This is a genomic window from Microbulbifer aggregans (genome assembly GCF_001750105.1).
Taxonomy (GTDB): Bacteria; Pseudomonadota; Gammaproteobacteria; order Pseudomonadales; family Cellvibrionaceae; genus Microbulbifer; species Microbulbifer aggregans.
This window is the reverse complement of record NZ_CP014143.1, coordinates 3,191,432-3,212,892: the sequence shown is the minus strand read 5'-3', so window position 1 is coordinate 3,212,892 and position 21,461 is coordinate 3,191,432. Positions and strand designations below refer to the sequence as shown.

The 21,461-nt window shown below is 59.4% G+C and carries 22 protein-coding genes; 15 read left to right on the top strand and 7 right to left on the bottom strand.

Annotated features, from left to right (window positions below; translation table 11 throughout):
• The first annotated feature begins 41 nt into the window (after positions 1-41).
• From AUP74_RS13950 to glcF, 5 genes are read left to right on the top strand one after another with little or no spacing between them, the layout of a single operon-like run.
• Positions 42-1,235, top strand: coding sequence for an exo-beta-N-acetylmuramidase NamZ family protein (locus AUP74_RS13950; RefSeq protein ID WP_069948924.1), 1,194 nt, complete (start codon positions 42-44; stop codon positions 1,233-1,235).
• 1 nt (position 1,236) lies between these two features.
• Positions 1,237-2,427 (top strand): acyltransferase family protein, encoded by a 1,191-nt coding sequence (locus tag AUP74_RS13945; protein ID WP_069948095.1) that lies wholly within the window; start codon positions 1,237-1,239, stop codon positions 2,425-2,427.
• 4 nt (positions 2,428-2,431) lie between these two features.
• Complete coding sequence (locus AUP74_RS13940; protein ID WP_069948094.1) at positions 2,432-3,856, top strand: FAD-linked oxidase C-terminal domain-containing protein; 1,425 nt, start codon at positions 2,432-2,434, stop codon at positions 3,854-3,856.
• Positions 3,849-4,910 carry a glycolate oxidase subunit GlcE gene (gene glcE / locus AUP74_RS13935; protein WP_069948093.1) on the top strand — a complete coding sequence of 354 codons (1,062 nt, stop codon included), beginning with the start codon at positions 3,849-3,851 and terminating at the stop codon, positions 4,908-4,910. The genes AUP74_RS13940 and glcE overlap by 8 nt, the downstream gene beginning before the upstream one ends.
• Complete coding sequence (glcF, locus tag AUP74_RS13930) at positions 4,910-6,199, top strand: glycolate oxidase subunit GlcF (RefSeq protein WP_069948092.1); 1,290 nt, start codon at positions 4,910-4,912, stop codon at positions 6,197-6,199. The genes glcE and glcF overlap by 1 nt, the downstream gene beginning before the upstream one ends.
• 128 nt (positions 6,200-6,327) lie before the next feature.
• Here the strand turns inward: glcF and murQ are convergent, their stop codons facing one another.
• The 3 genes from murQ to AUP74_RS13915 all read right to left on the bottom strand — a co-directional run bounded on the left by murQ (position 6,328) and on the right by AUP74_RS13915 (position 9,865).
• The gene (gene murQ / locus AUP74_RS13925) at positions 6,328-7,275 is read right to left on the bottom strand and encodes an N-acetylmuramic acid 6-phosphate etherase (RefSeq protein WP_069948091.1); all 948 of its coding nucleotides are present in this window, start codon (positions 7,273-7,275) and stop codon (positions 6,328-6,330) included.
• 134 nt (positions 7,276-7,409) lie between these two features.
• Entirely contained in the window at positions 7,410-8,294 is an 885-nt protein-coding gene (locus AUP74_RS13920; protein WP_069948090.1) for a glucosamine kinase nucleotide-binding domain-containing protein, read from the bottom strand.
• Positions 8,291-9,865 (bottom strand): sodium:solute symporter, encoded by a 1,575-nt coding sequence (locus tag AUP74_RS13915; RefSeq protein WP_069948089.1) that lies wholly within the window; start codon positions 9,863-9,865, stop codon positions 8,291-8,293. The genes AUP74_RS13920 and AUP74_RS13915 overlap by 4 nt, the downstream gene beginning before the upstream one ends.
• A 197-nt stretch (positions 9,866-10,062) precedes the next feature.
• On the opposite strand from AUP74_RS13915, the gene AUP74_RS13910 reads away from it, so the two are divergent.
• Together AUP74_RS13910 and AUP74_RS13905 are read left to right on the top strand one after the other, a co-directional pair.
• Complete coding sequence (locus AUP74_RS13910) at positions 10,063-10,938, top strand: MurR/RpiR family transcriptional regulator (RefSeq protein ID WP_069948088.1); 876 nt, start codon at positions 10,063-10,065, stop codon at positions 10,936-10,938.
• A 388-nt stretch (positions 10,939-11,326) separates the two neighbouring features.
• Complete coding sequence (locus AUP74_RS13905; protein WP_145924406.1) at positions 11,327-11,629, top strand: hypothetical protein; 303 nt, start codon at positions 11,327-11,329, stop codon at positions 11,627-11,629.
• Between the two features lie 16 nt (positions 11,630-11,645).
• Here the strand turns inward: AUP74_RS13905 and AUP74_RS13900 are convergent, their stop codons facing one another.
• Positions 11,646-13,283, bottom strand: a complete 1,638-nt coding sequence (locus tag AUP74_RS13900) for a hybrid sensor histidine kinase/response regulator (protein ID WP_069948086.1) — start codon at positions 13,281-13,283, stop codon at positions 11,646-11,648.
• A 178-nt stretch (positions 13,284-13,461) separates the two neighbouring features.
• Here AUP74_RS13900 and AUP74_RS13895 point away from each other — a divergent pair, with 178 nt between their 5' ends.
• The 4 genes from AUP74_RS13895 to AUP74_RS13880 all read left to right on the top strand — a co-directional run bounded on the left by AUP74_RS13895 (position 13,462) and on the right by AUP74_RS13880 (position 17,121).
• Positions 13,462-13,779: a helix-turn-helix domain-containing protein gene (locus tag AUP74_RS13895; protein WP_069948085.1), complete on the top strand. Its 318-nt coding sequence runs from the start codon at positions 13,462-13,464 to the stop codon at positions 13,777-13,779.
• Positions 13,780-13,967: 188 nt separating this feature from the next.
• Positions 13,968-15,371 carry an amidohydrolase gene (locus tag AUP74_RS13890; RefSeq protein ID WP_069948084.1) on the top strand — a complete coding sequence of 468 codons (1,404 nt, stop codon included), beginning with the start codon at positions 13,968-13,970 and terminating at the stop codon, positions 15,369-15,371.
• Positions 15,368-16,681, top strand: a complete 1,314-nt coding sequence (locus AUP74_RS13885) for an amidohydrolase family protein (protein WP_226999807.1) — start codon at positions 15,368-15,370, stop codon at positions 16,679-16,681. The genes AUP74_RS13890 and AUP74_RS13885 overlap by 4 nt, the downstream gene beginning before the upstream one ends.
• 38 nt (positions 16,682-16,719) lie before the next feature.
• On the top strand, positions 16,720-17,121 hold the full coding sequence (locus AUP74_RS13880; protein ID WP_069948083.1) for an MAPEG family protein: 402 nt from the start codon (positions 16,720-16,722) through the stop codon (positions 17,119-17,121).
• A 128-nt stretch (positions 17,122-17,249) separates the two neighbouring features.
• On the opposite strand, the gene AUP74_RS13875 is transcribed toward AUP74_RS13880, so the two are convergent.
• The 3 genes from AUP74_RS13875 to AUP74_RS13865 form a co-directional block, all read right to left on the bottom strand.
• Complete coding sequence (locus tag AUP74_RS13875; RefSeq protein ID WP_069948082.1) at positions 17,250-17,549, bottom strand: YebG family protein; 300 nt, start codon at positions 17,547-17,549, stop codon at positions 17,250-17,252.
• A gap of 285 nt (positions 17,550-17,834) precedes the next feature.
• A complete protein-coding gene (locus tag AUP74_RS13870) occupies positions 17,835-18,455 on the bottom strand; it encodes a LysE family translocator (protein ID WP_069948081.1) in 621 nt (206 codons plus the stop codon).
• On the bottom strand, positions 18,455-19,057 hold the full coding sequence (locus AUP74_RS13865; RefSeq protein ID WP_083261137.1) for a DUF924 family protein: 603 nt from the start codon (positions 19,055-19,057) through the stop codon (positions 18,455-18,457). The genes AUP74_RS13870 and AUP74_RS13865 overlap by 1 nt, the downstream gene beginning before the upstream one ends.
• A gap of 93 nt (positions 19,058-19,150) precedes the next feature.
• Between AUP74_RS13865 and AUP74_RS13860 the strand changes: the two genes are divergently transcribed.
• Genes AUP74_RS13860 through AUP74_RS13845 form a run of 4 tightly spaced genes read left to right on the top strand, consistent with a single transcriptional unit; the run spans position 19,151 to position 21,334 of the window.
• A complete protein-coding gene (locus AUP74_RS13860) occupies positions 19,151-19,447 on the top strand; it encodes a hypothetical protein (protein ID WP_069948080.1) in 297 nt (98 codons plus the stop codon).
• A 39-nt stretch (positions 19,448-19,486) separates the two neighbouring features.
• Complete coding sequence (locus AUP74_RS13855; protein WP_069948079.1) at positions 19,487-20,401, top strand: DUF6249 domain-containing protein; 915 nt, start codon at positions 19,487-19,489, stop codon at positions 20,399-20,401.
• Between the two features lie 11 nt (positions 20,402-20,412).
• A complete protein-coding gene (locus AUP74_RS13850) occupies positions 20,413-20,967 on the top strand; it encodes an RNA polymerase sigma factor (RefSeq protein WP_069948078.1) in 555 nt (184 codons plus the stop codon).
• Entirely contained in the window at positions 20,960-21,334 is a 375-nt protein-coding gene (locus AUP74_RS13845; RefSeq protein ID WP_069948077.1) for a hypothetical protein, read from the top strand. The genes AUP74_RS13850 and AUP74_RS13845 overlap by 8 nt, the downstream gene beginning before the upstream one ends.
• The last annotated feature ends 127 nt before the right edge of the window (positions 21,335-21,461 follow it).

Below are 21,461 nucleotides of genomic sequence, written 5' to 3'. Positions count from 1 at the left end.
TCCACCAGATGACTTATTTCAATAAAAAAGACAGCGCTATCATGAAAGCATTTTCCCTTCGCGCTCTTTTGAGCCCCCTCGTCGCAGTGCTATGCCTGTTGCCGCTCTCCGGCTGCAGCGAAGACCGCCCGGAACCGGTGCTCACCGGTGCCGAGCAGCCCGAGCGTTACCTGCCGCTGTTGAAAGCGCAGCGGGTCGGACTGGTGGTGAACCAGACCTCCAGGGTCGGCCAACAGCACCTGGTGGATTTCCTGCGCGATGAAGGCGTGGACATCGCCCGGATCTTTGCACTGGAGCATGGTATTCGCGGCAATGTGGAAAACGGGGGCAAGGTGGACGATGGCGTGGACGGCCCCACCGGGCTACCTATCGTGTCCCTGTACGGCGGGCAGTATGCGCCCCCGGAGGCGAGCGTCGAAGACCTGGATTGGCTGCTGTTCGATATCCAGGATGTGGGGGTTCGCTTCTACACCTACATCAGCTCGCTGCATTACCTGATGCAGGCCTGTGCCGATTACGGCCTGCCGCTGATGGTTCTCGATCGGCCGAACCCCAATGGTGACTACATCGATGGTCCGGTGCTGGAGCCGGAATTCCGCAGTTTCGTCGGCATGCATCCAATCCCGCTGGTGCACGGCATGACCGTGGGAGAGCTGGCGCAGATGATCAACGGCGAGGGTTGGCTGGATGAGGGTGCACGCTGTGAGCTAACCGTGGTGCCCGCCACCAATTACCACAAGAGTGATGTTTACTCACTGCCGGTCAAGCCCTCACCGAACCTGCCCAATGACCTGTCCATCCGCCTGTATCCGTCCCTTGCCCTGTTCGAGGGTACGACGGTGAGCATCGGCCGGGGCACAGAGTTTCCGTTCCAGACAATCGGCCATCCCGGTGATAAACAGGGAGAGTTTGAATTTACTCCGCAGCCTATCGCCGGCGCCAGTGAGAACCCCAAGCACCGCGGGTCTGTGGTGACAGGGGACGATCTGCGGATGCTGGATAACCAACCGCGCTTTTCCCTGCAGTACCTGATCGACTGGTCAGGTCGCACCGGTGAGTCATCTGAGGAGTTCTTCTCCCGTTCCGCATTCTTCGACAAACTGGCCGGCACTGACCGTTTGCGCAAGGCCATCGTGGCCGGGCAGGACGAGGAGGAGATTCGACGCAGTTGGGAGACTCAGCACCAGCAGTTCAGGGAGCGCCGCCAGCCCTACCTGCTCTATCCGGAGGGTTAACATGTTGCAACGTCATAATGAGCACATCCTGTCCCTTAGCCCGCAGGGGCGTTTGATGTCGGTGGATCTGCTGCGCGGTCTCGCCATCGCCGCCATGGTACTGGTGAACAATCCCGGCAGCTGGTCCTACGTGTATGCACCCATGGCGCACGCGGAATGGCATGGCTGGACCCCTACGGATGTCATCTTTCCGCTTTTCCTGTTTGTCGTGGGTGTATCGATGGTGCTTGCCAATGGCCGCCGGGAGACTTTCCCGGCAGTGGGCTGGCCGCAATGGTCCCGGGCACTCAAGCTATTCGGTCTGGGCCTCTTCCTCGCCATTTTTTTCTACAATTTCCGTGATCCGGCCTACGACTGGTTTGAGGACCGCCTGACGGGTATCCGCTGGCTCGGCGTGCTGCAGCGTATCGCGCTGGTTTATATTTTCTGCTGCTACCTGGTTTCCTGGCTGTCGACGCGCGGGCTGATTGTTGCGGCGGTGCTTTGCACACTCGTGCCCTGGTTGATGATGTTGTGGATCCCGTACAGTGGTGACAGCGGCGAGGTATTCCGCGGCCAGTTACTATTCGGCAATCATTTTTCCGCCTGGCTGGATCACTGGCTGTTGGGCAGCGAGCATCTCTATTACCGCAACGCGGAGCCTTTTCCCTTCGACCCGGAGGGCGTCCTGACCACGCTTCTCGCCGTCTCCACCTGCCTGCTGGGTGTTCTGGCGGGGCTGGCCTGGAAAGCCTGCGATGGTACGGAAGAGGGCAGGATGAAGCTGTGCAGGCAATGGCTGGCGGCAGGTGTGCTGCTGCTGGTGGTCGGGCAACTGCTTCACCCCTGGGTTCCGATCAACAAGGCTCTGTGGTCACCCAGCTTCGTGATGGTCACCGGCGGCGTTTCCCTGATGCTGCTGGCTACACTCTTTTATCTGGTGGATATACGCGGGTTCCGCGGTCCGCTGGCACCGCTGCTGGTATTCGGCGTCAACGCCATCGCCCTGTTCATGCTGGCCGGGGTGGTTGGCCGCGTGTTAATCATGATTCCCGTCGGAGAGACGACACTGAAGGGATGGCTGTTCAGCAATGTGTTCGAGCCCCTGTTTGGCAGCTACGGCGGATCGCTGGCATTTGCGGTCAGCTGTCTGGCGCTGTTCTACGTGGTGATGTGGCAGATGTACCGCCGCAGGATTATCTGGAAGGTGTGATCCGGTGTCTGCAGAAGCCCTGTTAAAGGAGCTCCGCTCCCAGCTGCCAGCAGACTGTCTGTTGACAGAGCGGGAGCAGATTGCGCCGTTCGAGTGCGACGCTCTGCCGGTTTACTGCAGTCGCCCAGTGGCGGTGGTTCTGGCCCGGGCTGAGGCTCACGTGGTTGCTGTGGCGACTGCCTGTCACCGTCACCGTGTACCCCTGGTGACCCGGGGAGCCGGGACAGGCTTGTCCGCCGGTGCCAAGCCCATCGAATCCGGTGTGCTGCTGGTTACCGCCGCCATGAATCGGATACTCGAACTGGACCGCGATGCCATGACTGCCCGGGTGGAACCGGGGGCAGTGAACCTGCAGGTCTCTCGCGCTGCGGCCCCATTGGGGCTTTACTATGCTCCCGATCCCTCCTCCCAGATTGCCTGCTCCATTGGCGGCAATGTGGCGGAAAATGCCGGCGGCGTTCACTGCCTCAAATACGGCGTCACAGTGCAGAACGTCTCGGCGCTGCGGGTGGTTACCAGCGAGGGGGAGGTGCTGACCATCGGCGGTCAGTGCCTGGCTCAACCGGGCTACGACCTGCTGGCGCTGATGCACGGCTCTGAGGGGTGTCTCGGCATTATCACGGAAGTGACCGTCAAGCTGACGCCGCTTCCCGCGACAACCCGGACGCTGATGGCGGATTTCGCCTGTGTGCGCGCCGCATCCGACGCAGTTTCGGCCATCGTCCGTGCCGGTGTGATCCCGGCGGCACTGGAAATGATGGATGCGCTGGCGATCTCGGCAACTGAAGCGTTCTGTCATGCCGGCTATGCACTGGATGCAGCGGCGATCCTGATTATCGACCTGGATGGTGATCCCCGCGAGGTGGACGTAGAGCTCAAGCTGGTGGAGGAGGTGCTCGGCAGTTCCGGTGCCACCCGTGTGCAGCTCGCCGCGGATGAGACGCAGCGGGCACTCTGGTGGAAGGGGCGCAAAAGCGCTTTTCCTGCGATTGGCCGCCTCTCCCCTGACTATTACTGTATCGACGGCACGGTGCCCCGTCACCGCATTGGCGATGTGCTGGAAGCCATCCAGTCTTTTGCCGTGAACTACGACCTGCAGGTGGCGAATGTCTTCCACGCCGGCGACGGTAACCTGCATCCCATCATCATGTTTGACGGCAGTGAGCCTGACGCCCTGGATAGGGTTGAGCAGCTGGCGGCGGATATTCTTGAGTACTGTATTGCCGTCGGTGGCAGTATCACCGGAGAGCACGGTGTCGGGCTGGAAAAAATCAATCAGATGGCAGTGCAGTTTACTGATGCGGAGATCGCACAGTTCATGGCCATCAAGGAAGCACTGGATTCTCTCGGCCTGCTGAATCCGGATAAGCAGATCCCCGAGCTGGCCCGCTGCCAGGAATACCGCGCGTTGAGGCGTTCTCATGAGTGACGTTTGTGGAGCGCACGATCGCAGTGCCCACCTTCAGGCGCAGGTGCAAGAGGCTCAGGCTGAGCGCAGGCCGCTGGAAATAGTGGGCAGTGGCAGCCGTGCCGGCATGGGCCTGCCGTTGGGACCCGAGGCCATGTCTGTCGCTGACCACTGCGGTGTCATCGACTATCAGCCGGATGAGCTGGTGATCCGCGCTCGCGCAGGAACGCGACTCGTTGAACTGGAACATTTGCTGGCCAGCCACGGCCAGCGTTTCGCCGCCGAGATCCCCGCACCGACGGCGGAGAGCACACTGGGCGGCGCCATTGCCTGCGGTTGGGATGGCCCCGGGCGATCCCTCGGTGTTTCATTGCGGGACACGGTGCTGGGTTGCCGCCTGATCAATGGCCACGGCGAAATTGTGAATTTCGGTGGGCAGGTGATGAAGAACGTGGCCGGTTATGATCTATCCCGGCTGCAGGTCGGTGCCCTCGGCACTCTAGGTGTGATTCTTGATGTTGCCCTGCGCCTCGCGCCATTGGCGGAGAGGCACGAAACGCGCACTTTCGCTGTCTCTCCTGCGCAACTGCAAGACTGGTGGCCGCGCTGCAGGGAGTTGCGACCCCTGCTCAGCGGCAGCTGCTGGTACAAAGGTCACCTGCACTTGCGGTTCAGTGGCCGGGCAAAGGCATTGGATGAGGTCTTGGCGTCTCTGGGGGGCGAGCCCTCGGATTTCGACTGGAGTGCGCTGCGCGACCTACGCAGTGATTTTTTTTGTGCAGAGCAACTCGCCTGCCTGTTACTGCCGCCGCGAACGCAGGTTGAAATTCCCCAGGGCGACATCTTGACGGACTGGGAGGGTGCCCGGATCTGGGTAAAAGGCGGCGACCACGAGGAATTACAACAGCGGGCGCTGGCGGAAGGCGGTTTCCTTCGGGTTTTGCGCGGCGATGCGGTAACGCCGGTTGTCAGCGCGCCGCAGTGGCACCGACGCATCAAAGATGCGTTCGATCCGAAGGGTGTTTTCAACCCGGTTCTTTTCAGTAGTCACTTCGAATCCGGGGGAGAGCACTGATGCAGGTCAGGATCATCGAAGGCTTACTGCACCCCGGCGAGGCGAAGCGGGCCGAGCAGGTGCTGAATGCCTGTGTTCACTGCGGCTTCTGCACCGCAACTTGTCCAACCTACTTGCAGGCTGGCAACGAGCTCGACAGTCCGCGCGGGCGGATTTACCTGATCAAGGAAATGCTCGAGACCGGTGAGGCCACGCAGGTGACCCGCACCCATCTGGATCGATGCCTGACCTGCCTCAGTTGCGAGACCACCTGCCCATCCGGTGTGGAGTATCACAAGCTGGTTGCAGTGGGCCGTGCTACCAGTGAGCGGCTCGCTCCCCGCGGTGCGGCACAGAAAAGCCTGCGTTTTCTGCTGCGTAAATTGATGGTGACCCCGGCTCTCTTTCCCGCCTTGATGGCAATAGGGCGTCCCTTCGCGCCGCTGTTGCCGGCGGTGTTGCGCCGTGTCTATTTCCCTCCGCGCACCGCGCAGAAAAAGTCACCCGAGATCAAATCCGGGGTTGCTACCAACGCGAGTGATTCCGATGCTGGCAAGGTATTGCTGGTCAAGGGGTGTGTACAGCCGACCCTGCGACCGGAAACCGATGTCGCCTTTATAAGAATCCTGACGGCTCTGGAAGTCCCGGTGGAGGAGTCCGCTGCGGCGAACTGTTGCGGCGCGGCAAGCTTTCATACCAGCGGGGAAGGGGAGGCGCGGTCGCTGGCGCGCGCGCAGGTAGACTACTGGTGGCAACGTCTCACCGAGGAGCCGATTCGGGCAATCGTGTCCACGGCCAGTGGTTGCGGTGTGCACCTGAAAGATTACGGCACTGTGCTGGCGGATGATCCGGACTACCGCCACAAGGCGGAGGAGATCGTGCGCCTGATCCGTGATCCTGTCGAGGTAATGGAGGAGGTGCTCGAGGAGCGAAATCTCCAGCTTACTAATGCAGTGGCTGCCAATGAGTTTGTATTTCACTGCCCCTGTACCCTGCAGCATGGCCAGGGGTTGAATGGACGTGTGGAGCGATTGCTGGGCAAGCTCGGGTTTAGATTGCCTGTGGTGGAGGATGCTCATCTCTGCTGCGGCTCCGCCGGCACCTATTCGGTGCTGCAGCCGTCGATGTCGAGGGCGCTCCGTGAGGAAAAACTGCAGCGGCTACAGGCCTCTAATCCCGACACCATCCTCACGGCCAATATTGGCTGCCAGCTGCACTTGCAGGGTGGTACCGAGACTCCGGTGCGCCACTGGCTGGAAATTGTTGCGGACGTGCTGGAGAACGCAGCTTTATCGGAGAGGAACGCCTGACAGTTAGCTCCAACAGAAAAGTTTCAGGCTCGCCTGGGCTGCGGGGTTTATACGGTGGGTGTTTCGTACACGGAGAAGGCTCTGATAACAGCGGGGGTGGCCCCCCGCTGGCTGGATTCCCTTCCCGGTCAGGCAAGCACTTCCTCAGCTTGCCTTTCTGGCTTTACCTGCTGTAACGCCAGTCTCAAGAAACCATTCGATTCTTCCAGTGCCTGTTCTGCGCCGGCCCGATCCAGTCCACTCAAGATCACCATAATGGCGAGCTTGGCGTTGTGGTCGCATTGGCCCAGAACCCGATCCGCCTCTTCAAAACTGACACCGGTGGCCTCCATCACGATGCGGCGGGTGCGCCCGATCAGTTTTGCATTGGTGGCCTTAACGTCCACCATCAGATTGTAGAAGCTCTTGCCGAGCCGGATCATGCTGGCGGTTGTCAGCATATTGAGCACCAGCTTTTGGGCTGTACCGGCCTTCATGCGGGTGGAGCCGGTGAGAATCTCCGGACCCACTTCCGGCAGTATGGCGATGTCTGCCTCATCGGCGATTGCCGCTGCGCGGTTACAGGACAGGGCTACCGTGGTACAGCCGAGTGCTCGCGCATATTGCAGACCGCCGATCACATAGGGTGTCCGGCCACTGGCTGCGATTCCCACGACGACATCGCGCTCGGTCAGGTTGATCTTTTCCAGGTCGGCACGACCGAGATCCGGGTTATCCTCCGCGCCTTCCTGGGCCCGGTAGACAGCGTCCTCACCACCGGCGATCAGGGCGACCACCATGTCTTCGGTGACGCCGTAGGTAGGCGGGCACTCGACCGCGTCCAGGATGCCCAGGCGTCCACTGGTTCCTGCGCCCATGTAGATGAGTCGCCCACCGTTCTTGAACGCGTCGACAATCTTCTCAACCGCCTCGGCCACCTGGGGCAGAACGCGGTGCACAGCCACGGGAACCTCTCGATCCGCGGTATTGATTTTTTCCAGGATGGCCTCGGTGGGTAGCAGGTCGATGTCCTGTGTGTCTGGGTTGCGCGCCTCGCTGGTGAGGCGGCTCAGCTCCTGAATCAGGTCTTGGCTCATTGTCTAATTCCAGAATTTGGCGAGAGCGGGTTTACGCCTGTTATAACGCCGGCAGGAGGAAACCCAAATTCGCCTGATTGCCACAATTTCCTGGAAATTCGGGCTCCAGGATCCTTCCTTTTGAGACTGTTTGGCTAAGAGTAGGGTACAGTCGCGACCCTGCTGTCGTTTCTGGCCAGAATGCAGGCGCCATCCAATGCAGTACCGAGTGGCGGGATCAGCCGTTCCTGCAGGTCCGGGGACAGATAGGGCACCAGTTTGTCGGCGAGTCCGCCCAACAGCGCCAGCGGCAGTGCCTCCGCGGCGGAAGCTGCACGGATCAGTCTTTCCACTTCGGCGGTCGTGTTGGTGACGATTTCCCGAGCCAGATCACAGGCGGGCAAGTGGGAAAAAACCACCGGTGCCAGTCCGCCGTATTCCCGCGAGCCAGCGCTCTGCAGCCAGCTCAGAATTGGGCCGCGATGCTGGCCTACCTCCGCCATGATTTGCTGACAAAGCGGAGTCCGTGGGCCGCCATAGATATCCAGTTCCCAGAGTAGGGCGCGCACGGCACTTTTGCCGATGGCGGCGCCGCTCCCTTCGTCTCCCACCGCGAGGCCCCAACCGCCGAACTGGCGAATGTCGCCGTCACTGGCGAGGCGCATCACCACAGATCCGGTGCCGATAGCAGCCATGACGAGCGGGCTACCTGCGCCAGCCCCAATGAGGGATGTCCGTGCGTCAGAGGTCACCGTCACACTGGCAAATCCTAGGGATTCCAGTCGCGCGGTGAGTTTTGCTGCGGCGGACGGATTACCGGCTCCGGCAACCCCGCAGACCAGGTGTGTTTCCGCTGACTGTATGCCGCTGCGCATCAGCAGGTCGCGGCAAAGCCCCATGACATTGCCGATCGCACCCTCGATGTCCTGGGTGAGGGAGCTGGGGCCGGCCCGCAGTTCCAGGGGCTCAACGCCGGGTCCACCGATACGGCCGAGGGTTTTGGTGCCACCGCCATCGATGCCGAGAAAGCACTGGCTCATGCGCGAGCTTCCTCAGAGGCCTCGACGTCAGCCTGCTCAGCCGGCTTGCCGAGACAGCAGATGGAAAAGGCAATGGCTGTACCCAGGCAGAGCTGCCAGGGGAACGCTAGCGTGAGCGGCTCCTCGTTGCCGGTCAGCATAGTTATCATCCAGGGCTGCAACAGCAGGGTGACGACAAAGCCACCGATCAGCGCCATGGTTACACTCAAGCCACTGCCGCGGTTGGTAAACAGCACGGTGAAGAACACACCCAGAAGCCCGGAGTAGGCAAAAACCATCACCGAGAGAGCGAAAGTGATGAGCGGCAGATCGCTGATCTGCTGCCAGTAGAAGCACAGGATCGCCATGCCACTCAGGGCCGCGCCGATCAGCGCCATCGCGCTGCGCCCGGCGATTACGAAATGGTGGGCGGGCTTGTCGACTCCGCGCCTTTCCAGCCAGTTGCGATACAGGTCTTCGGTAAGGACGCTGGCCATGGAGTTCAGGCTGGAGTTCAGGGTCGATAGTGCCGCGGCGATCACGCCGATAGTCACCAGTCCGCGCAGGCCTGCCGGCATTTCGTTGAGGACGTAGTGCATAAACACAGTGATGTCGCCACCGGTCGGTGAGGAAACGGAAGTGCCACCCATCAGTTCGGGAACTTGGTAAAAAACATAGAGCAGCAGGCCGATCCCCATAAACACAGCCATTACCGGAGCGACCATCACTACGGACAGGAGCATGGCACGGGCACCATCGCGGGGCGTCTTGCAGGTGAGAAGGCGTTGGGTAACATCCTGATCGAGGCCAAAGGCGGCAATATTCAGCAGCACGAAGCCAGTAAATGTGGCCCAGAGATTGAAAGGGTCTTGCAGGTTCCAGCTTGTATCCACCAGCGCCAGCTTCGAGCCGCTGCCATCGACAGGATTCTGCAGTGCGGAGACGATTGCCGGCAGGTCAGCGGGGATCTGCCATAGCAGAACACCCACCACTGCAATGGCGGCACTCACGTAGACCACGCATTGCATGACATCGCTCTGAATCACCGAGCGGACGCCACCGATAAAGGTCTGCAGCAGGCCGGCTGCGGTTAACAGGAGTACAGCCAGAACGACGTGATCGGCATCAATATCATTGAACAGGATCATGGAGACGGCGATTGCCGCCATGTAGAGGCGAGCGCCGCTGGCAAATACCCGGCCAAGGAGATACATGGCTCCGGCTTTAAGCTTTGCCCCCTCACCGAAACGGCTCTGCAGTAACTCGTAAACCGTGGTGACCCGTTGCTCGTAGAACCGCGGAATCAGGTGTCGGGCGACGATGAATGCCGCCAGAATGGCGCCCAGATTGGTGAACAGGTACGTCAGGTCACCGCGATAGCCCAGGTCGGGACCGCCGAGGAAGGTGGCGGCGGATTGTGTGGTGGCCAGTGTAGAGATCGCCACCATCCACATGGGCATGCTGTTGTGGGCCAGGAAGTAGTCGCGGCTGTCCGCGGAGCGGCTCCGGCTGAAGTACCAGCCGCTGCCGACAAGCACGGCTCCATAGAGTGCAAAAATTGCCCAGTCGAGTCCAGTGAACTGCAATTCCATCAATGCTCACCCGTTGTTATTCTTTCGTGCGCTCGATAAGCGCCAATGCTTAATTATTCCTAATAATTCCTTATATTGGTATCATTTATTCTTGGGTGGGGCAAAGTATTTTCCATCGGCAGCGCCGATTGTGCTCCTCTTTTCCACTGAAGAGTGAACTGGGCGGGGACCCGGGCGCTCCCGGCAGAGTGAAAGCTATGGGTTCTATCGCAAAAATCCGCGCGATGCGCGATTCGATGTCCAATCACGAGCGACGTATTGCGGATTTTCTTCTGGAGAATGTGGAGGAGGTTCGGGGTAAGTCTTCCAAGGCACTGGCGGAACGTATCGGAGTTTCCCAGTCGAGTGTGGTCAAGTTCAGCCAGAAACTGGGCTACAAGGGCTATTCCGACCTCAAGCTGTCTCTCACCGAATCCCTGGCGCGAACCTCACTGCTGCCCAAGGCGATTCACGGTGATATTGCCATCGGTGACAACGTCACCACCGTTGCGCAGAAATTGATCGCCCGTAAAACGGTGTCACTGAACGAGACGCTGGCAGTCAATCCGGAATCCCAGCTGCTTGCCGCAGTGGCTTTGCTCGCCGGCTCCGGGCGAATCCTGATGGCCGGCGTAGGTGCCTCCTCCCTGGTGGCAAAGGATCTGGCTTTCAAGTTGATGAAGCTGGGCAAGTCGGTGCTGGTAGAAAGTGATACGCATGTACAGATGGCCAATGCAGCCACTCTGGGCGAGGGGGATGTGATTTTTGCGATCTCCGAATCCGGCCAGACCCAGGAGGTCATTCGTGTTGCCGAAGCGGGCCTCGCTCAGGGGGCGGCGGTGATTTCTTTGACCAGCTTTTCCCGCAATCCACTGGTTGACGTTGCGGGCATCAACCTGTTCTGTGTCGCCGACGAGGCGGGCACGCGCAGCTCTTCCATTCTCGCCCGCACCGCACAGCTTATGGTCACTGATCTTTTATTTCTGTTGATGTCCCAGCGGGATGAAAAGGCCAAGGACCTGTTTGAGCGCAGCCGTGATGCGGTAGCGGTATTCCGGCAGCAGGGGCAGCCGCGACGACCGCGCACCAACTGATCTTTCCCTTGGTTGAGCTTGAATGGCGTAAAAAACCACGCAACTGTTTGGATTGTGTTGAAGGGGGTTGCCTCTTGCCGGTAGGAATAATATATTCGTAATCGTTCTCGATTTTGCAATAAACGGTTATAGCATCGAATCGTTATGTAAAGGCGAGAGCGGCGGACTCATCCGGTTCAGAGGTTTACGGCAGGTTGAGTCGGCATTTTCACCTTGAACTTCCAATTCCGGATTTCCCTTCCGCAAGAATTGGCTTTCAGGGGGTGGGATTCCCACCCCCTTTTTTATTTTCCAATGTGAAATCTTGCGCCAATCATCAGAAAAGAGGAAACACGCGCAAGCCGTTGCTATGCTGCATACATCGGATAATTGAAATGCGAGTGTAGTTATGCGGTGGTTACTCGCGTTGGGGCTGATACTCCCGACAGGCGTTTTCGCGCTCTCGGACACTGACTCGGAAGCCCGGCAGGCGGGAGGCGGTGCGAGCCCGTACCTTTCATTCTGTCAGCAGCGCTTTTACGAGGAAGAAGACGGCCGATTGCTCTGCAACTGGGCGGTAAATTTCAACTTTGCCTGCTTTGTTTCCTACCCCTCAAACAAGGTTATCCAGGCCGGCTCCAAAATCACTGATGCCGAGGTGGTGGGAGAGTGTGACAACGGTGAGCCGATTATCAAGATCATGCATTATTGAGATTTAGTTTTTTTTCTCAATTCTCCAGCGGCTCCAGGGCCTGGTACCCGGGAAGGCGCCCCTCTGCCGCCAGTCGCCTGAGCAGTGAGTCCAGCTGCTCGTAGGTAAACGGCTTACGAATACATTCGATGATGCCCTCCCGGAGTATGCTTTCGATCTTACTTTCCACGCTATAGCCGGTGGACAGGATGGCATTGATTTCCGGGTTGATCTCCTTGAGAAGGGAAAACAGTTGCTGCCCGTCCATCTTGGGCATGATCATATCGAGTAATACCAGGTCGATGCTGGCGTGATCGGTACGATAAAAATCGATCGCAGCTTCCGCTGATTCGAAGGTCACCACCTTGTGCCCGTGCATCTCAAACAGGGTTTTGGAGTAGTTACGCACCATGGGTTCGTCATCCACTACCATGATGTGGATACCGCTACGGGGATCTGGTGATCGTCGATTCTGTTGCTCCCGCTTTGCGCAGTCTTTGCTGATCGGCAGGAACAGATCGAAGCTGCTTCCCTGACCCTCCCTGCTATGGCAACGAATGGCGCCCTGGTGCATATGTGTCATGCCATATACGGCCGCCAGTCCCAGGCCCGCACCCCGGCCACTGTCCTTGGTGGTAAAAAAGGGTTCGAAAATGCGCTGGCGTACCGTCTCCGGCATTCCCGTGCCGTCGTCACTGATGGTGATGAGGAGATGCTGGCCGCATTGCAGTTCAAACTCTGAAATGGTGACGGGGGCCTCGATCGCCACATTCCGTGTTGAGAAACGCAGCGTGCCTCCATCCGGCATGGCATCTTTAGCGTTGATGCCAAGGTTGAGAAGGGCACTCTTCAATTGTGCTGCATCGCCAAGTACGTGGGGCCGGCTTGCCTGAAGGTTCTGCTCGACAATGATCCGTCGGTCGATGGTTCTGGAAAGCATGGCGCAGACATCGCGGATAATGTCGTGAGTATTGCACTGTCGTAGCTGATATTTCCCCTTGCGGGCAAATGTGAGCAGTTGTTGAGTCAGCTCTGCGGCATGCTGGGCGGTCGTCAGGATGTGGGTCGCATATTCCCCGACTCGCGGGTGGTCACTGAGCTCGCGGATGACCTCCGCATAGCCGCTGATGCCGTGAATCATATTGTTGAAATCGTGGGCGATCCCCCCGGCAAGTTCACCGATCGCCTGCATCTTCTGAGCCTGACGCAGCTCTTCTTCAAGCCGGCGCTGTTTGGTGATATCGGTGCCGATACTGAGCACGCCAACCGGGTGACCTGCGTCATCCTTGAGCACCTTGTTGGTCCAGGCAATCCAGACACGTTTGCCCGCGCGGGTAATGTTCTCGTTGACGTTGTAGCGGTGGGCTTCCGGATCGCGGCAGATCTCATCCATCAGCGGCCGGAGATCGCGACCTGTGCTCTCATTTTCCGGGACAATTGTTCCTATCACGTGCCTGCCAAGTATTTCTGCTTCGCTATAGCCGAAAAACTGCTGCGCGTACTCATTGAAAAAAGTGATAAAGCCGTGACGGTCCCAGCGGAGAATGATTGAGTTGGCATGCTCTACCAACTCTCTGTAACGCTCTTCGCTCTTGCGCAGTGCGTCGTAAATGACCCGGGTTTCTCCACTGAGGTTGAGTGGTGGTGCAAGATTGCCCTGATCTTTTTCTTTCATTCTCCGTCCTTGTGCATGCCGGGCTATTGGGATCGGCGGAGCAGCGACTCCCTGCGCTCCGACTCGAATTGCAGCACGGGGGCCACACAAAGTCTACCGGCATTGCAGTTATGCAAGATTGCCGCTTGATAGGAGCAGTATAATGGGCGCTGTTGACGGATAGCGGGAGTGGGTCGGAATGGGTAAGAAAAATACGGACGAGGCCGCTGAGGGCAGCCTGGAGGCGGTGACGCTGCTCCGGTTCCTGGGGGACCGGTTGCGACGCTTGCGCCTTGCCCAGAATCGCTCCCAGGAAGAACTCGCGGCGGCCAGTGGAATCGGCATGAGCACATTAAAGAGGCTGGAGCGGGGGCAGGGATGCCACTTATCAGCTCTCGCAGAAGTGTTGGTCCAGCTGCAAGTGAGGGATCGTTGTGAGGAGTTTCTTGATGAACTCGTGCAGGACGCCAGGCCGGAGGATACGTCCCGGTTGCGGGCTTCCAGGTCGAGAAAGTGAGATTTCTTTTACAGACTAGTGCTGCTGACAGGTTTCACAGTTAAAGCTGCATGAAAAATGAACTGCGCTGGCCCCGTGGGGTTCCTGTCAATGCGCATCATCGGATGCGTCTGTGTCGAACCGTGCCAGTGCTGGTAGGATAGACGCCGGAATCGATCACAATCAGTCAATGAGACCGGGACATAACAATGCAGCACCACTTTCGCTGTCTCGCGGCCCTGTTGGGCGCCGCAATTCTGGTGACCGCCTGTGGCGGCGAGAAGGAAACTGGGGGCAAAGAAGCAGCCAAGAGCTTTGCTGACCTCGAAGCTTTTCCCTCAACCTACGCTCTGGAACAGAGCAAGCCCGTCATCATCCGCAATGCCACTGTACTTACAGGTACCGGTGAGCGCCTGGATAACGCCGATCTGGTATTGGAGGACGGCAGGATCGCCAAAATCGGCGATAAACTGCGCGCACCACGCAATGCCCTGGAGATCGATGCCAACGGCAAGTGGGTGACGCCGGGGCTGGTGGATGTGCACTCCCACCTGGGTAATTATCCTGCGCCGTCCATCGAGTCCTCCCAGGATGGCAACGAAATGACCTCGCCAAATACCGCCGAAGTCTGGACGGAGCACTCGGTCTGGACGCAGGACCCACAGTTTACACTGGCATTGGCCGGCGGCGTCACGACCCTGCAGATATTGCCAGGATCCGCCAACCTGTTTGGTGGGCGCAGTGTGACCCTCAAAAATGTGCCCGGCCGCAGTGTCCAGGACATGAAGTTTCCCGGCGCCCCCTATGGCCTGAAGATGGCCTGTGGTGAGAACCCCAAGCGGGTATACGGCGGTAAGGGCACGGCTCCCTCCACCCGCATGGGTAATGTTGCCGGCTACCGCAATGCCTGGCTCGAGGCGTCCCGCTACAAGGACAAGTGGGAAAAGTATTGGGATAAAGGCGGTGAGGCTCCGGAGCGCAATCTGCAGCTGGAGACGCTGGCGGGCGTGCTGAACGGCGAAATCCTGGTACACAACCACTGCTACCGCGGTGAAGAAATGGCCATCATGATGGACATCGCCGAGGAATTTGATTTTGAGATCACCGCTTTCCACCACGCGGTAGAGGCCTATAAAGTGGCCGACCTGCTGGCAGAGCAGGGTGTCTGCGCTGCGATGTGGGCAGATTGGTGGGGCTTCAAGCACGAGGCTTTTGACATGACGGAGGCGAACATCGCGATCGTCGACCAGTCCGGTGCCTGCGCGATGATTCACTCGGACTCCGCCATCGGTATTCAGCACCTGAACGAAGAGGTGGCCAAGGCCATGACTGCCGGCCAGCGCGCCGGGTTTGATATCAAGCCGGAACATGCCGTGATCTGGATGACCCTGAATCCGGCCAAGGCCCTGGGTGTTGCCGAAGAGACCGGCAGTATCGAGAAAGGCAAGATGGCCGACATAGTGCTCTGGTCCGGCAATCCTTTCAGTGTCTACAGCAAGGCTGAGAAGGTATTTATTGACGGTGAGCTGATGTTTGACCGTGATGATCCCGCCCGCCAGCCCCACAGTGATTTTGAACTGGGTATCCTGAATCCGGAAGGAGAGCGCTCGTGAAAGCCCTGAACAAGTTTATTTTCCCGGCGCTGGCGGTTTTGGTTGGTGCCGTAGCACCAGCTGTCGTGGCGGAGACATTGCTGATCAAGGGCGGTCGTGTCCATACCCTCTCCGAGGCTGGAACGCTGCCGACTGCCGACGTGCTGATCCGTGACGGTCGGATAGAACAGGTGGCGCCATCCATCAGCGTAAAGGCCGACCGCGAGATCGATGCGAGCGGTAAGATTGTAACGCCCGGCGTCATCGCGCCGGTTTCCGAGCTGGGACTGGTGGAAATCGGAGCTGCCAGCAGCACCAATGATTACTCCGTGACCGGTGAGAGCATCGGTGCGGCTTTCGATCCCCTGCCTGCTTACAACCCGAAATCCACGCTGATTCCGTTCAACCGTGCAGGCGGGGTGACCCGGGCGTTGGTATTCCCCGGCATCCAGATGTGGGGTGAGAGTGTCGGCGACCCGCAACGGGTTTTTGCCGGTCGCAGCTTTGCGATCGCACTCAATGGTCGCTTTGACAGTGTGGTGGCCACGGATCTGGCGCAGAAGGCCTATACCGGTGAGGCCGGCAGTGTGCTCGCGGGCGGCAGCCGTGCCAACGCGATTGCCAAGGTCCGCAATGCACTGGAGGAGGCCAGGGAGTACCGGGAAAATCGCGACGCGATCCGCCGTGGCCAATGGCGAGAACTCAATCACTCCATTGAAGACCTGGAAGCCCTGCAACCGGTAATCGAAGGCAAGCAGCCGCTACTGCTGACGGCTAACCGTGCCAGCGACATCATCGCCGTGCTCGATCTCGCCCGCCAGTTCCAGCTGCAGCTGGTTATTCTCGGTGCAGCTGAAGGGTGGATGGTGGCTGATCGTATCGCGGCTGCCAAAGCGCCCGTCATAGTCGATGCCATCAATAACCTGCCGACTGGATTCGAAAGCCTGGGCGCGCGACTGGATAATGCGGCGTTACTGAACAAGGCCGGGGTCAAAGTGGTCATCAGCGGCCCCAGTTATGCCTCGACTCATAACGTATACCTCGCGCGCCAGTCTGCGGGCAATGCGGTTGCTGCGGGGCTGCCCTATGAAGAGGCCCTGAAAGCAATCAGTAGTAATGTCGCCGATGTGTTCCGTATTGGGGGTGGCAGTGTGACCCCGGGCCGCGTGGCAGATCTGGTCGTCTGGAGTGGGGATCCTCTCGAGGTAACCAGTTATGCCGAGGCTGTGATTATTAACGGCGAGCCACAGTCCCTGGTAAACCGTTCCACGAGACTGAGGGATCGCTACCTCAAGCCTCAAGCGGGGCACGCGTTCGGTTTCAAGCGTTGAGACTGTCCCCCGAACCGCAAACCTGATAGGAAATCATCATGGCTACAGTCACCGCTTTTTATGCTGCGCTCTGTGCGCTTCTGATCATTGCACTGGCCTTCCGGGTGGTGAAGTTTCGTCGGACGCAGAAGGTCGGGCTCGGCAGCGGTGGGAAGCATGCCGCGGAGGTTCTGATTCGCGCGCACGCCAACGCAGTGGAGTATGTGCCCCTGGCTCTGCTGCTCTTGTTGTTGGCAGAGCTTAATGGTCTTGCCGCCAGCTGGTTGCATATCCTTGGCGGGACCCTGCTGTTTGGGCGCTTCTTGCATGCCTTCGGACTGACCGCGGGCAGGGGCGGCTACCATCCCGGGCGTTTCTGGGGCACCGCACTGACCTGGACCGTCATCCTGGCGCTTGCAGTAGTCCTGCTAGTCGGCACTTTTAGTGCGTTGAAGTTCTGAGGTTGGCCGCAACTGGGCGCAGGCGCAGTTGCGTTTATGGGGGCATTGCACCCTCAGTCAATTGCAGGCACAAAAAAGCCCGGCTCAGGCCGGGCACAGTACAGGGATGGTACTTTTAAGACTTGAGTTTACTGATTGACCGCCAGCGGGGTTACGCGGTCGTCCGCCTGTTCTTCTTCGGTGCTGGCTTCTTCTTCAAGAAGTACTTCCGGCTTACCCTTGCAGGCTTTTGCCAGGGCTTCGCGGCGTTTGGCAAGCAGCAGGCCGATTTCCTCGCCAACCTCTTCTGAGATGCCATCCACGTGGCGCTCGATCAGGGAAGTGATGTTGGCGGCGAGCTCCAGCATCTTGTCGTGTTCTTCGGCGTCTTTTTTGTTGTCGAACATTGCTCCGTCTCTATCGCATTTCCATACAGCTACAACGGCCATGGTTGCCTCCGGTTTTTCTTGAAGCGGGTTGGTTATATGTATGTTTGTACAGTAATTGTGTATGTGTACAGTGTCAAGTGCGGAGGTTTGCGGTAAGTCGAACGGTGGGTGCGTTTTCCTGCGGCAAGTAGAGATAAAACTCGGGGATAATCATTTCACGGCAGCGTTCCTTGCTCCCCCCAATAGGGGCGCTGCCTCAACCCCGCAGTAGAGTTTGAGAGCCCGCTTTGCGGGCTTTTTTTATGATCGGGATTTGGTTGGAATAGCCGGCAACCAGTGACCTCCTCAGAGGCTGAGCACCAGACGTGCTGCCAGGCCCAGTAGCAAGACCCCAAACACCTGCTGCAGGCGGTGCGCTGCCGCTGCGCCCAGCCAGCCACGGCCGCTCCCCAGCGTGACCACCAGTGAAACCAGTGCATACCAGACTGCGTCGATGCCGGCGGCAAGACCGGCCATGCCCAGCTTGGTGCCCAGTGCCTGCTCGGCAGAGACGAACTGGCTGAACAGAGCGGTAAAGAAGATCGCAACCTTGGGGTTGAAGAACGCAATCCCGAAGCCCTGCAGTGCCGCCCGTGGAACTGAAACCGGCTCCTCAACCGCCTGTTTGGTCTTGGCGTTGCCTGGGGCGGGGGCGCTCAGGGCCTTCCAGCCGAGGTACACCAGCATCGCGGCGCCACCCCACTGCAGCAGGGAAAAGAGCAGTGGGGTATGGGTGACCAGTACTGCCAGCCCGAAAGCGGTCAGGCCCGCATAGAGCGCGATGGCAGCCCCGTGGGCAATGGCACTCGCCAGCCCTTGCCGGGGACCGGCAGCAGCGCAGCGCAGTACGATCAGCAAGCTGGGGCCCGGGCTCATGGCGCCGAGGGCGCAGATTCCGGCCAGTGACAACCAGGCGATCAGATCCATCAGAAGCCACCTCCCTGTTCCAGCCAGGCGTGCTCCGCGGCTGTGGATTCGCGTCCAAGGGAGGCATTGCGGTGTGGGTAGCGTCCGAACTCGTCGATGACTTTCTGGTGGGCGAGGGCGTACTGGTAAAAGCTCTCTGCCTGAGCGGCCCCAATGGCCCCATTCAGGTAGTCCATGCGCAGGCGGTTGAAGTAGGCCACTGAGCGCTGCTGCATTTCCTCACTCTCGGCATGCTCCAGGGGCATGCCCAGGAAGGCCCGCTGAAATAGCCCCAGTCCGCGGTCATCGCCACGCTCGATCACGGCCAGAGCCACGTCCAGCGCCAGCGGATCACCGGCAAAGGCGCGGGCGGTGTCGCGGTAAACATTGCGGGTGAACTGGTCACACAGCAGTACGAGAGCCAGCTCGCCGGGCACCGAGCTCCGCCACTCGTGCAGTTCGCCGGCGATGGCGGATTCCACCAGGTGGCCGAATCGCTCCTCGATCTCGTTATCGAAGGTCTCATCGCGGGTGAACCACAGCTTCTGGTGCAGCTCGTCTGCGGATGCTTCCAGCTGGTCCGTGCCAAACCAGAACTTCAGTACTTCTGAGGGGTGAGCCATGGATTCTCCGAAATTTTTTGCCACCGGTGCATCCAATCGGTGATTTCGCCCCATCTTACTGGTGTACAAGGAATTCAGCCAGGAGGCGAAATCATGAAAAGCACTGATACAGGACGTTCCAACAAGGTACAATTTTACGCCGCGCTGGCGCTCTTGCTGAGCGCGTTGCCGGCCGCAGCCGCCGAGCTCTCCATTCCCATGGATGAGGTGGAGCGCGAGCTTTCGCAGAAGACCGAGGAGGTTTTCTCTCGCAAGCTCAATGAATGCCAGCAAGAGCAGGGCAGTAAAGAGGTCGGTAAGCCGGCGTATCCGGTAAGAATTGCCGACCGCCCCCCGGTGAAGGGCGGTGCGCTGGGCTACCAGGTGGGCCTGCCCCTGACGGCGCTGTAAGAAGATCGACACCAAGCAACACAGGTTGAGAGCACCATAATGAGAGCGAGAAACAATAACTTTGCCGCAGTCGGTTCCCGGCTGCTGTTGGGCCTGGTGGCGACAATGTCGCTGGCCAGCTGGGCCCAGGAGGCCCCCGAGCCGCCCAAGCCCCCGGCTTCTGTCGAGGCCCCGGATACCCGGGAGCATCAGCGGGAGATGGAGCGCCTGCAGCGGGAAATGGAAATTCATGCACGGGAGATGGAGAGCCGGGCGCGCGAGATGGAAAGTCACGCACGGCATCTCCAGCGGGTTGAGGACGAGGTGGAGAAGCAGGTGCGGATCCTGCGGGGTGATGACGGCACCCTGCGTATCACCACCCGCGATGAGACCGGCGAGCGGAGCGAGGTCCAGGTCGACCTGGGCGAGGAGTTCGGCGGCGCCCTGACCCGGCGGATCTACGAGAAGCTGGAAAAACAGGGCATCCTGGATGAGCAGGGCCTGGTGGTCGAGGAGTCCCTGGATGGTGTACCGAAGAATATCCAGATCGGGATTTCCGGTGACCTTAAACCGCTGCAGCGCTACGAAGTGCGGGAAAAGGATGAGATTGATATGGACTGGTTGATCGCAATTGTCTCTGTACTGGCAGTTTTCGGCACCCCGGTGCTGATCGTATGGCTGGTAACCCGCAACAGCTACCGCAAAAAGCAGCTGTTGATGGACAACATCAACCGCATGGTTGCAGAGGGTCGCGATATCCCGCCGGAACTGCTGGATGCCATGGAGGGGGAATCCCCGAGCAAGGCGCGCGATCGTGGCTTTACCTTGATTGCAGTCGGTCTGGCCCTGTTTATCTGGTTGACCATCGCCTCAGGCGTGGGGGTAGGCAGCCTGGGTCTGATCCCGCTCTTCATCGGTGTGGCCCGGTTCGTCAACTGGAAGCTGGATCACCGTTCCGAAGGTCAGGTGGGTTAAGGGCAGGACCTATGGACCTCAATGACGAGGAATTGATCCGCAGGATCGTCGAGGATGGGGACCAGCGGGCTTATGCCCAGCTGGTCCGCCGCTATCAGTCACAGCTGCGTTTCTCGCTCCGTCAGCTGTGCGATGGCGACCAGGGCCTCGCGGACGATATGGCGCAGGAGGCCTTTATCAAGGCCTACAAAGCGCTACCTGCGTTTCGAGGAGACGCGCGTTTCAGCACCTGGCTGTACCGCATCGCCTATAACCTCGTCATGAGCCACAAACGTAAGAATGCTCCGGAAGTGAACCAGGAACTGGTGGACCGGGCCCAGGCGGACGAGTCGGTGGAGGAGTCGCAGCAGTTGGGCATGGCCCGGGACCTCCAGTCTGCCATGGAAGAGTTGAGTGAGCCTCAGCGGCAGGCTGTGCACTTGTGCATGCAGCGGGGCTTTTCTCACGAGGAGGCGGCCAGTATTATGAAGTTGCCTCTGGGTACGGTAAAATCCCACGTTAACCGCGCGCGGGCCAAGCTACAGACACTGTTGCAGGCGTGGCGCGAGGAGGTAGTCAGTGGATAGCTTTGATCAAAAACACAGTAAGATCGTTGGCATGACAGATTCGGCCCTTATGGGCAATGACCCTGAATTCGATGCCTGGCTGAGCCGCGAGCTGCAGTTCGACGAGCCCTATCTGGACGACGATGGCTTCTGCGAGCAGGTGATGGCGAAACTTCCCGCCCCCTCCAAACGCTCTGAGAAGCGCGCGACCCGCGTTCAGTATGCGGCAGTGGTGGCGGCGTCGGCGATTGTCGCCTGGCAGTTCCCCTTCGACGAGGTCCTGACCGAGGCGGTACGCCAATCGATCAGCTTGTACTCGCTGGTGGGTGTCGGCTTGCTGGCCTCTCTGGCGGCCATGACCGGCGGCATCCTGGCGGCCCGTCACTGATAGGCTGCCCCCTTGGACTGCTGGTCCTTCTGATTGCTGCACATGGCCGCCGCCCGGCGGCCTGATCTCTTTCCTTCCCTCGCTAGTTCATTACTGACCCGGTTCCCGTTTGTTTCGGTCACTGACG

Bases quoted from the DNA above. Each gene is read 5' to 3' on its own strand.
- AUP74_RS13950 (WP_069948924.1), top strand. From the start codon at position 42: ATGAAAGCATTTTCCCTTCGCGCTCTTTTGAGCCCCCTCGTCGCAGTG.
- AUP74_RS13945 (WP_069948095.1), top strand. From the start codon at position 1,237: ATGTTGCAACGTCATAATGAGCACATCCTGTCCCTTAGCCCGCAGGGG.
- glcE (WP_069948093.1), top strand. From the start codon at position 3,849: ATGAGTGACGTTTGTGGAGCGCACGATCGCAGTGCCCACCTTCAGGCG.
- glcF (WP_069948092.1), top strand. From the start codon at position 4,910: ATGCAGGTCAGGATCATCGAAGGCTTACTGCACCCCGGCGAGGCGAAG.
- murQ (WP_069948091.1), bottom strand. From the start codon at position 7,275: ATGAGCCAAGACCTGATTCAGGAGCTGAGCCGCCTCACCAGCGAGGCG.
- AUP74_RS13920 (WP_069948090.1), bottom strand. From the start codon at position 8,294: ATGAGCCAGTGCTTTCTCGGCATCGATGGCGGTGGCACCAAAACCCTC.
- AUP74_RS13915 (WP_069948089.1), bottom strand. From the start codon at position 9,865: ATGGAATTGCAGTTCACTGGACTCGACTGGGCAATTTTTGCACTCTAT.
- AUP74_RS13910 (WP_069948088.1), top strand. From the start codon at position 10,063: ATGGGTTCTATCGCAAAAATCCGCGCGATGCGCGATTCGATGTCCAAT.
- AUP74_RS13905 (WP_145924406.1), top strand. From the start codon at position 11,327: ATGCGGTGGTTACTCGCGTTGGGGCTGATACTCCCGACAGGCGTTTTC.
- AUP74_RS13900 (WP_069948086.1), bottom strand. From the start codon at position 13,283: ATGAAAGAAAAAGATCAGGGCAATCTTGCACCACCACTCAACCTCAGT.
- AUP74_RS13895 (WP_069948085.1), top strand. From the start codon at position 13,462: ATGGGTAAGAAAAATACGGACGAGGCCGCTGAGGGCAGCCTGGAGGCG.
- AUP74_RS13890 (WP_069948084.1), top strand. From the start codon at position 13,968: ATGCAGCACCACTTTCGCTGTCTCGCGGCCCTGTTGGGCGCCGCAATT.
- AUP74_RS13880 (WP_069948083.1), top strand. From the start codon at position 16,720: ATGGCTACAGTCACCGCTTTTTATGCTGCGCTCTGTGCGCTTCTGATC.
- AUP74_RS13875 (WP_069948082.1), bottom strand. From the start codon at position 17,549: ATGGCCGTTGTAGCTGTATGGAAATGCGATAGAGACGGAGCAATGTTC.
- AUP74_RS13870 (WP_069948081.1), bottom strand. From the start codon at position 18,455: ATGGATCTGATCGCCTGGTTGTCACTGGCCGGAATCTGCGCCCTCGGC.
- AUP74_RS13865 (WP_083261137.1), bottom strand. From the start codon at position 19,057: ATGGCTCACCCCTCAGAAGTACTGAAGTTCTGGTTTGGCACGGACCAG.
- AUP74_RS13860 (WP_069948080.1), top strand. From the start codon at position 19,151: ATGAAAAGCACTGATACAGGACGTTCCAACAAGGTACAATTTTACGCC.
- AUP74_RS13855 (WP_069948079.1), top strand. From the start codon at position 19,487: ATGAGAGCGAGAAACAATAACTTTGCCGCAGTCGGTTCCCGGCTGCTG.
- AUP74_RS13850 (WP_069948078.1), top strand. From the start codon at position 20,413: ATGGACCTCAATGACGAGGAATTGATCCGCAGGATCGTCGAGGATGGG.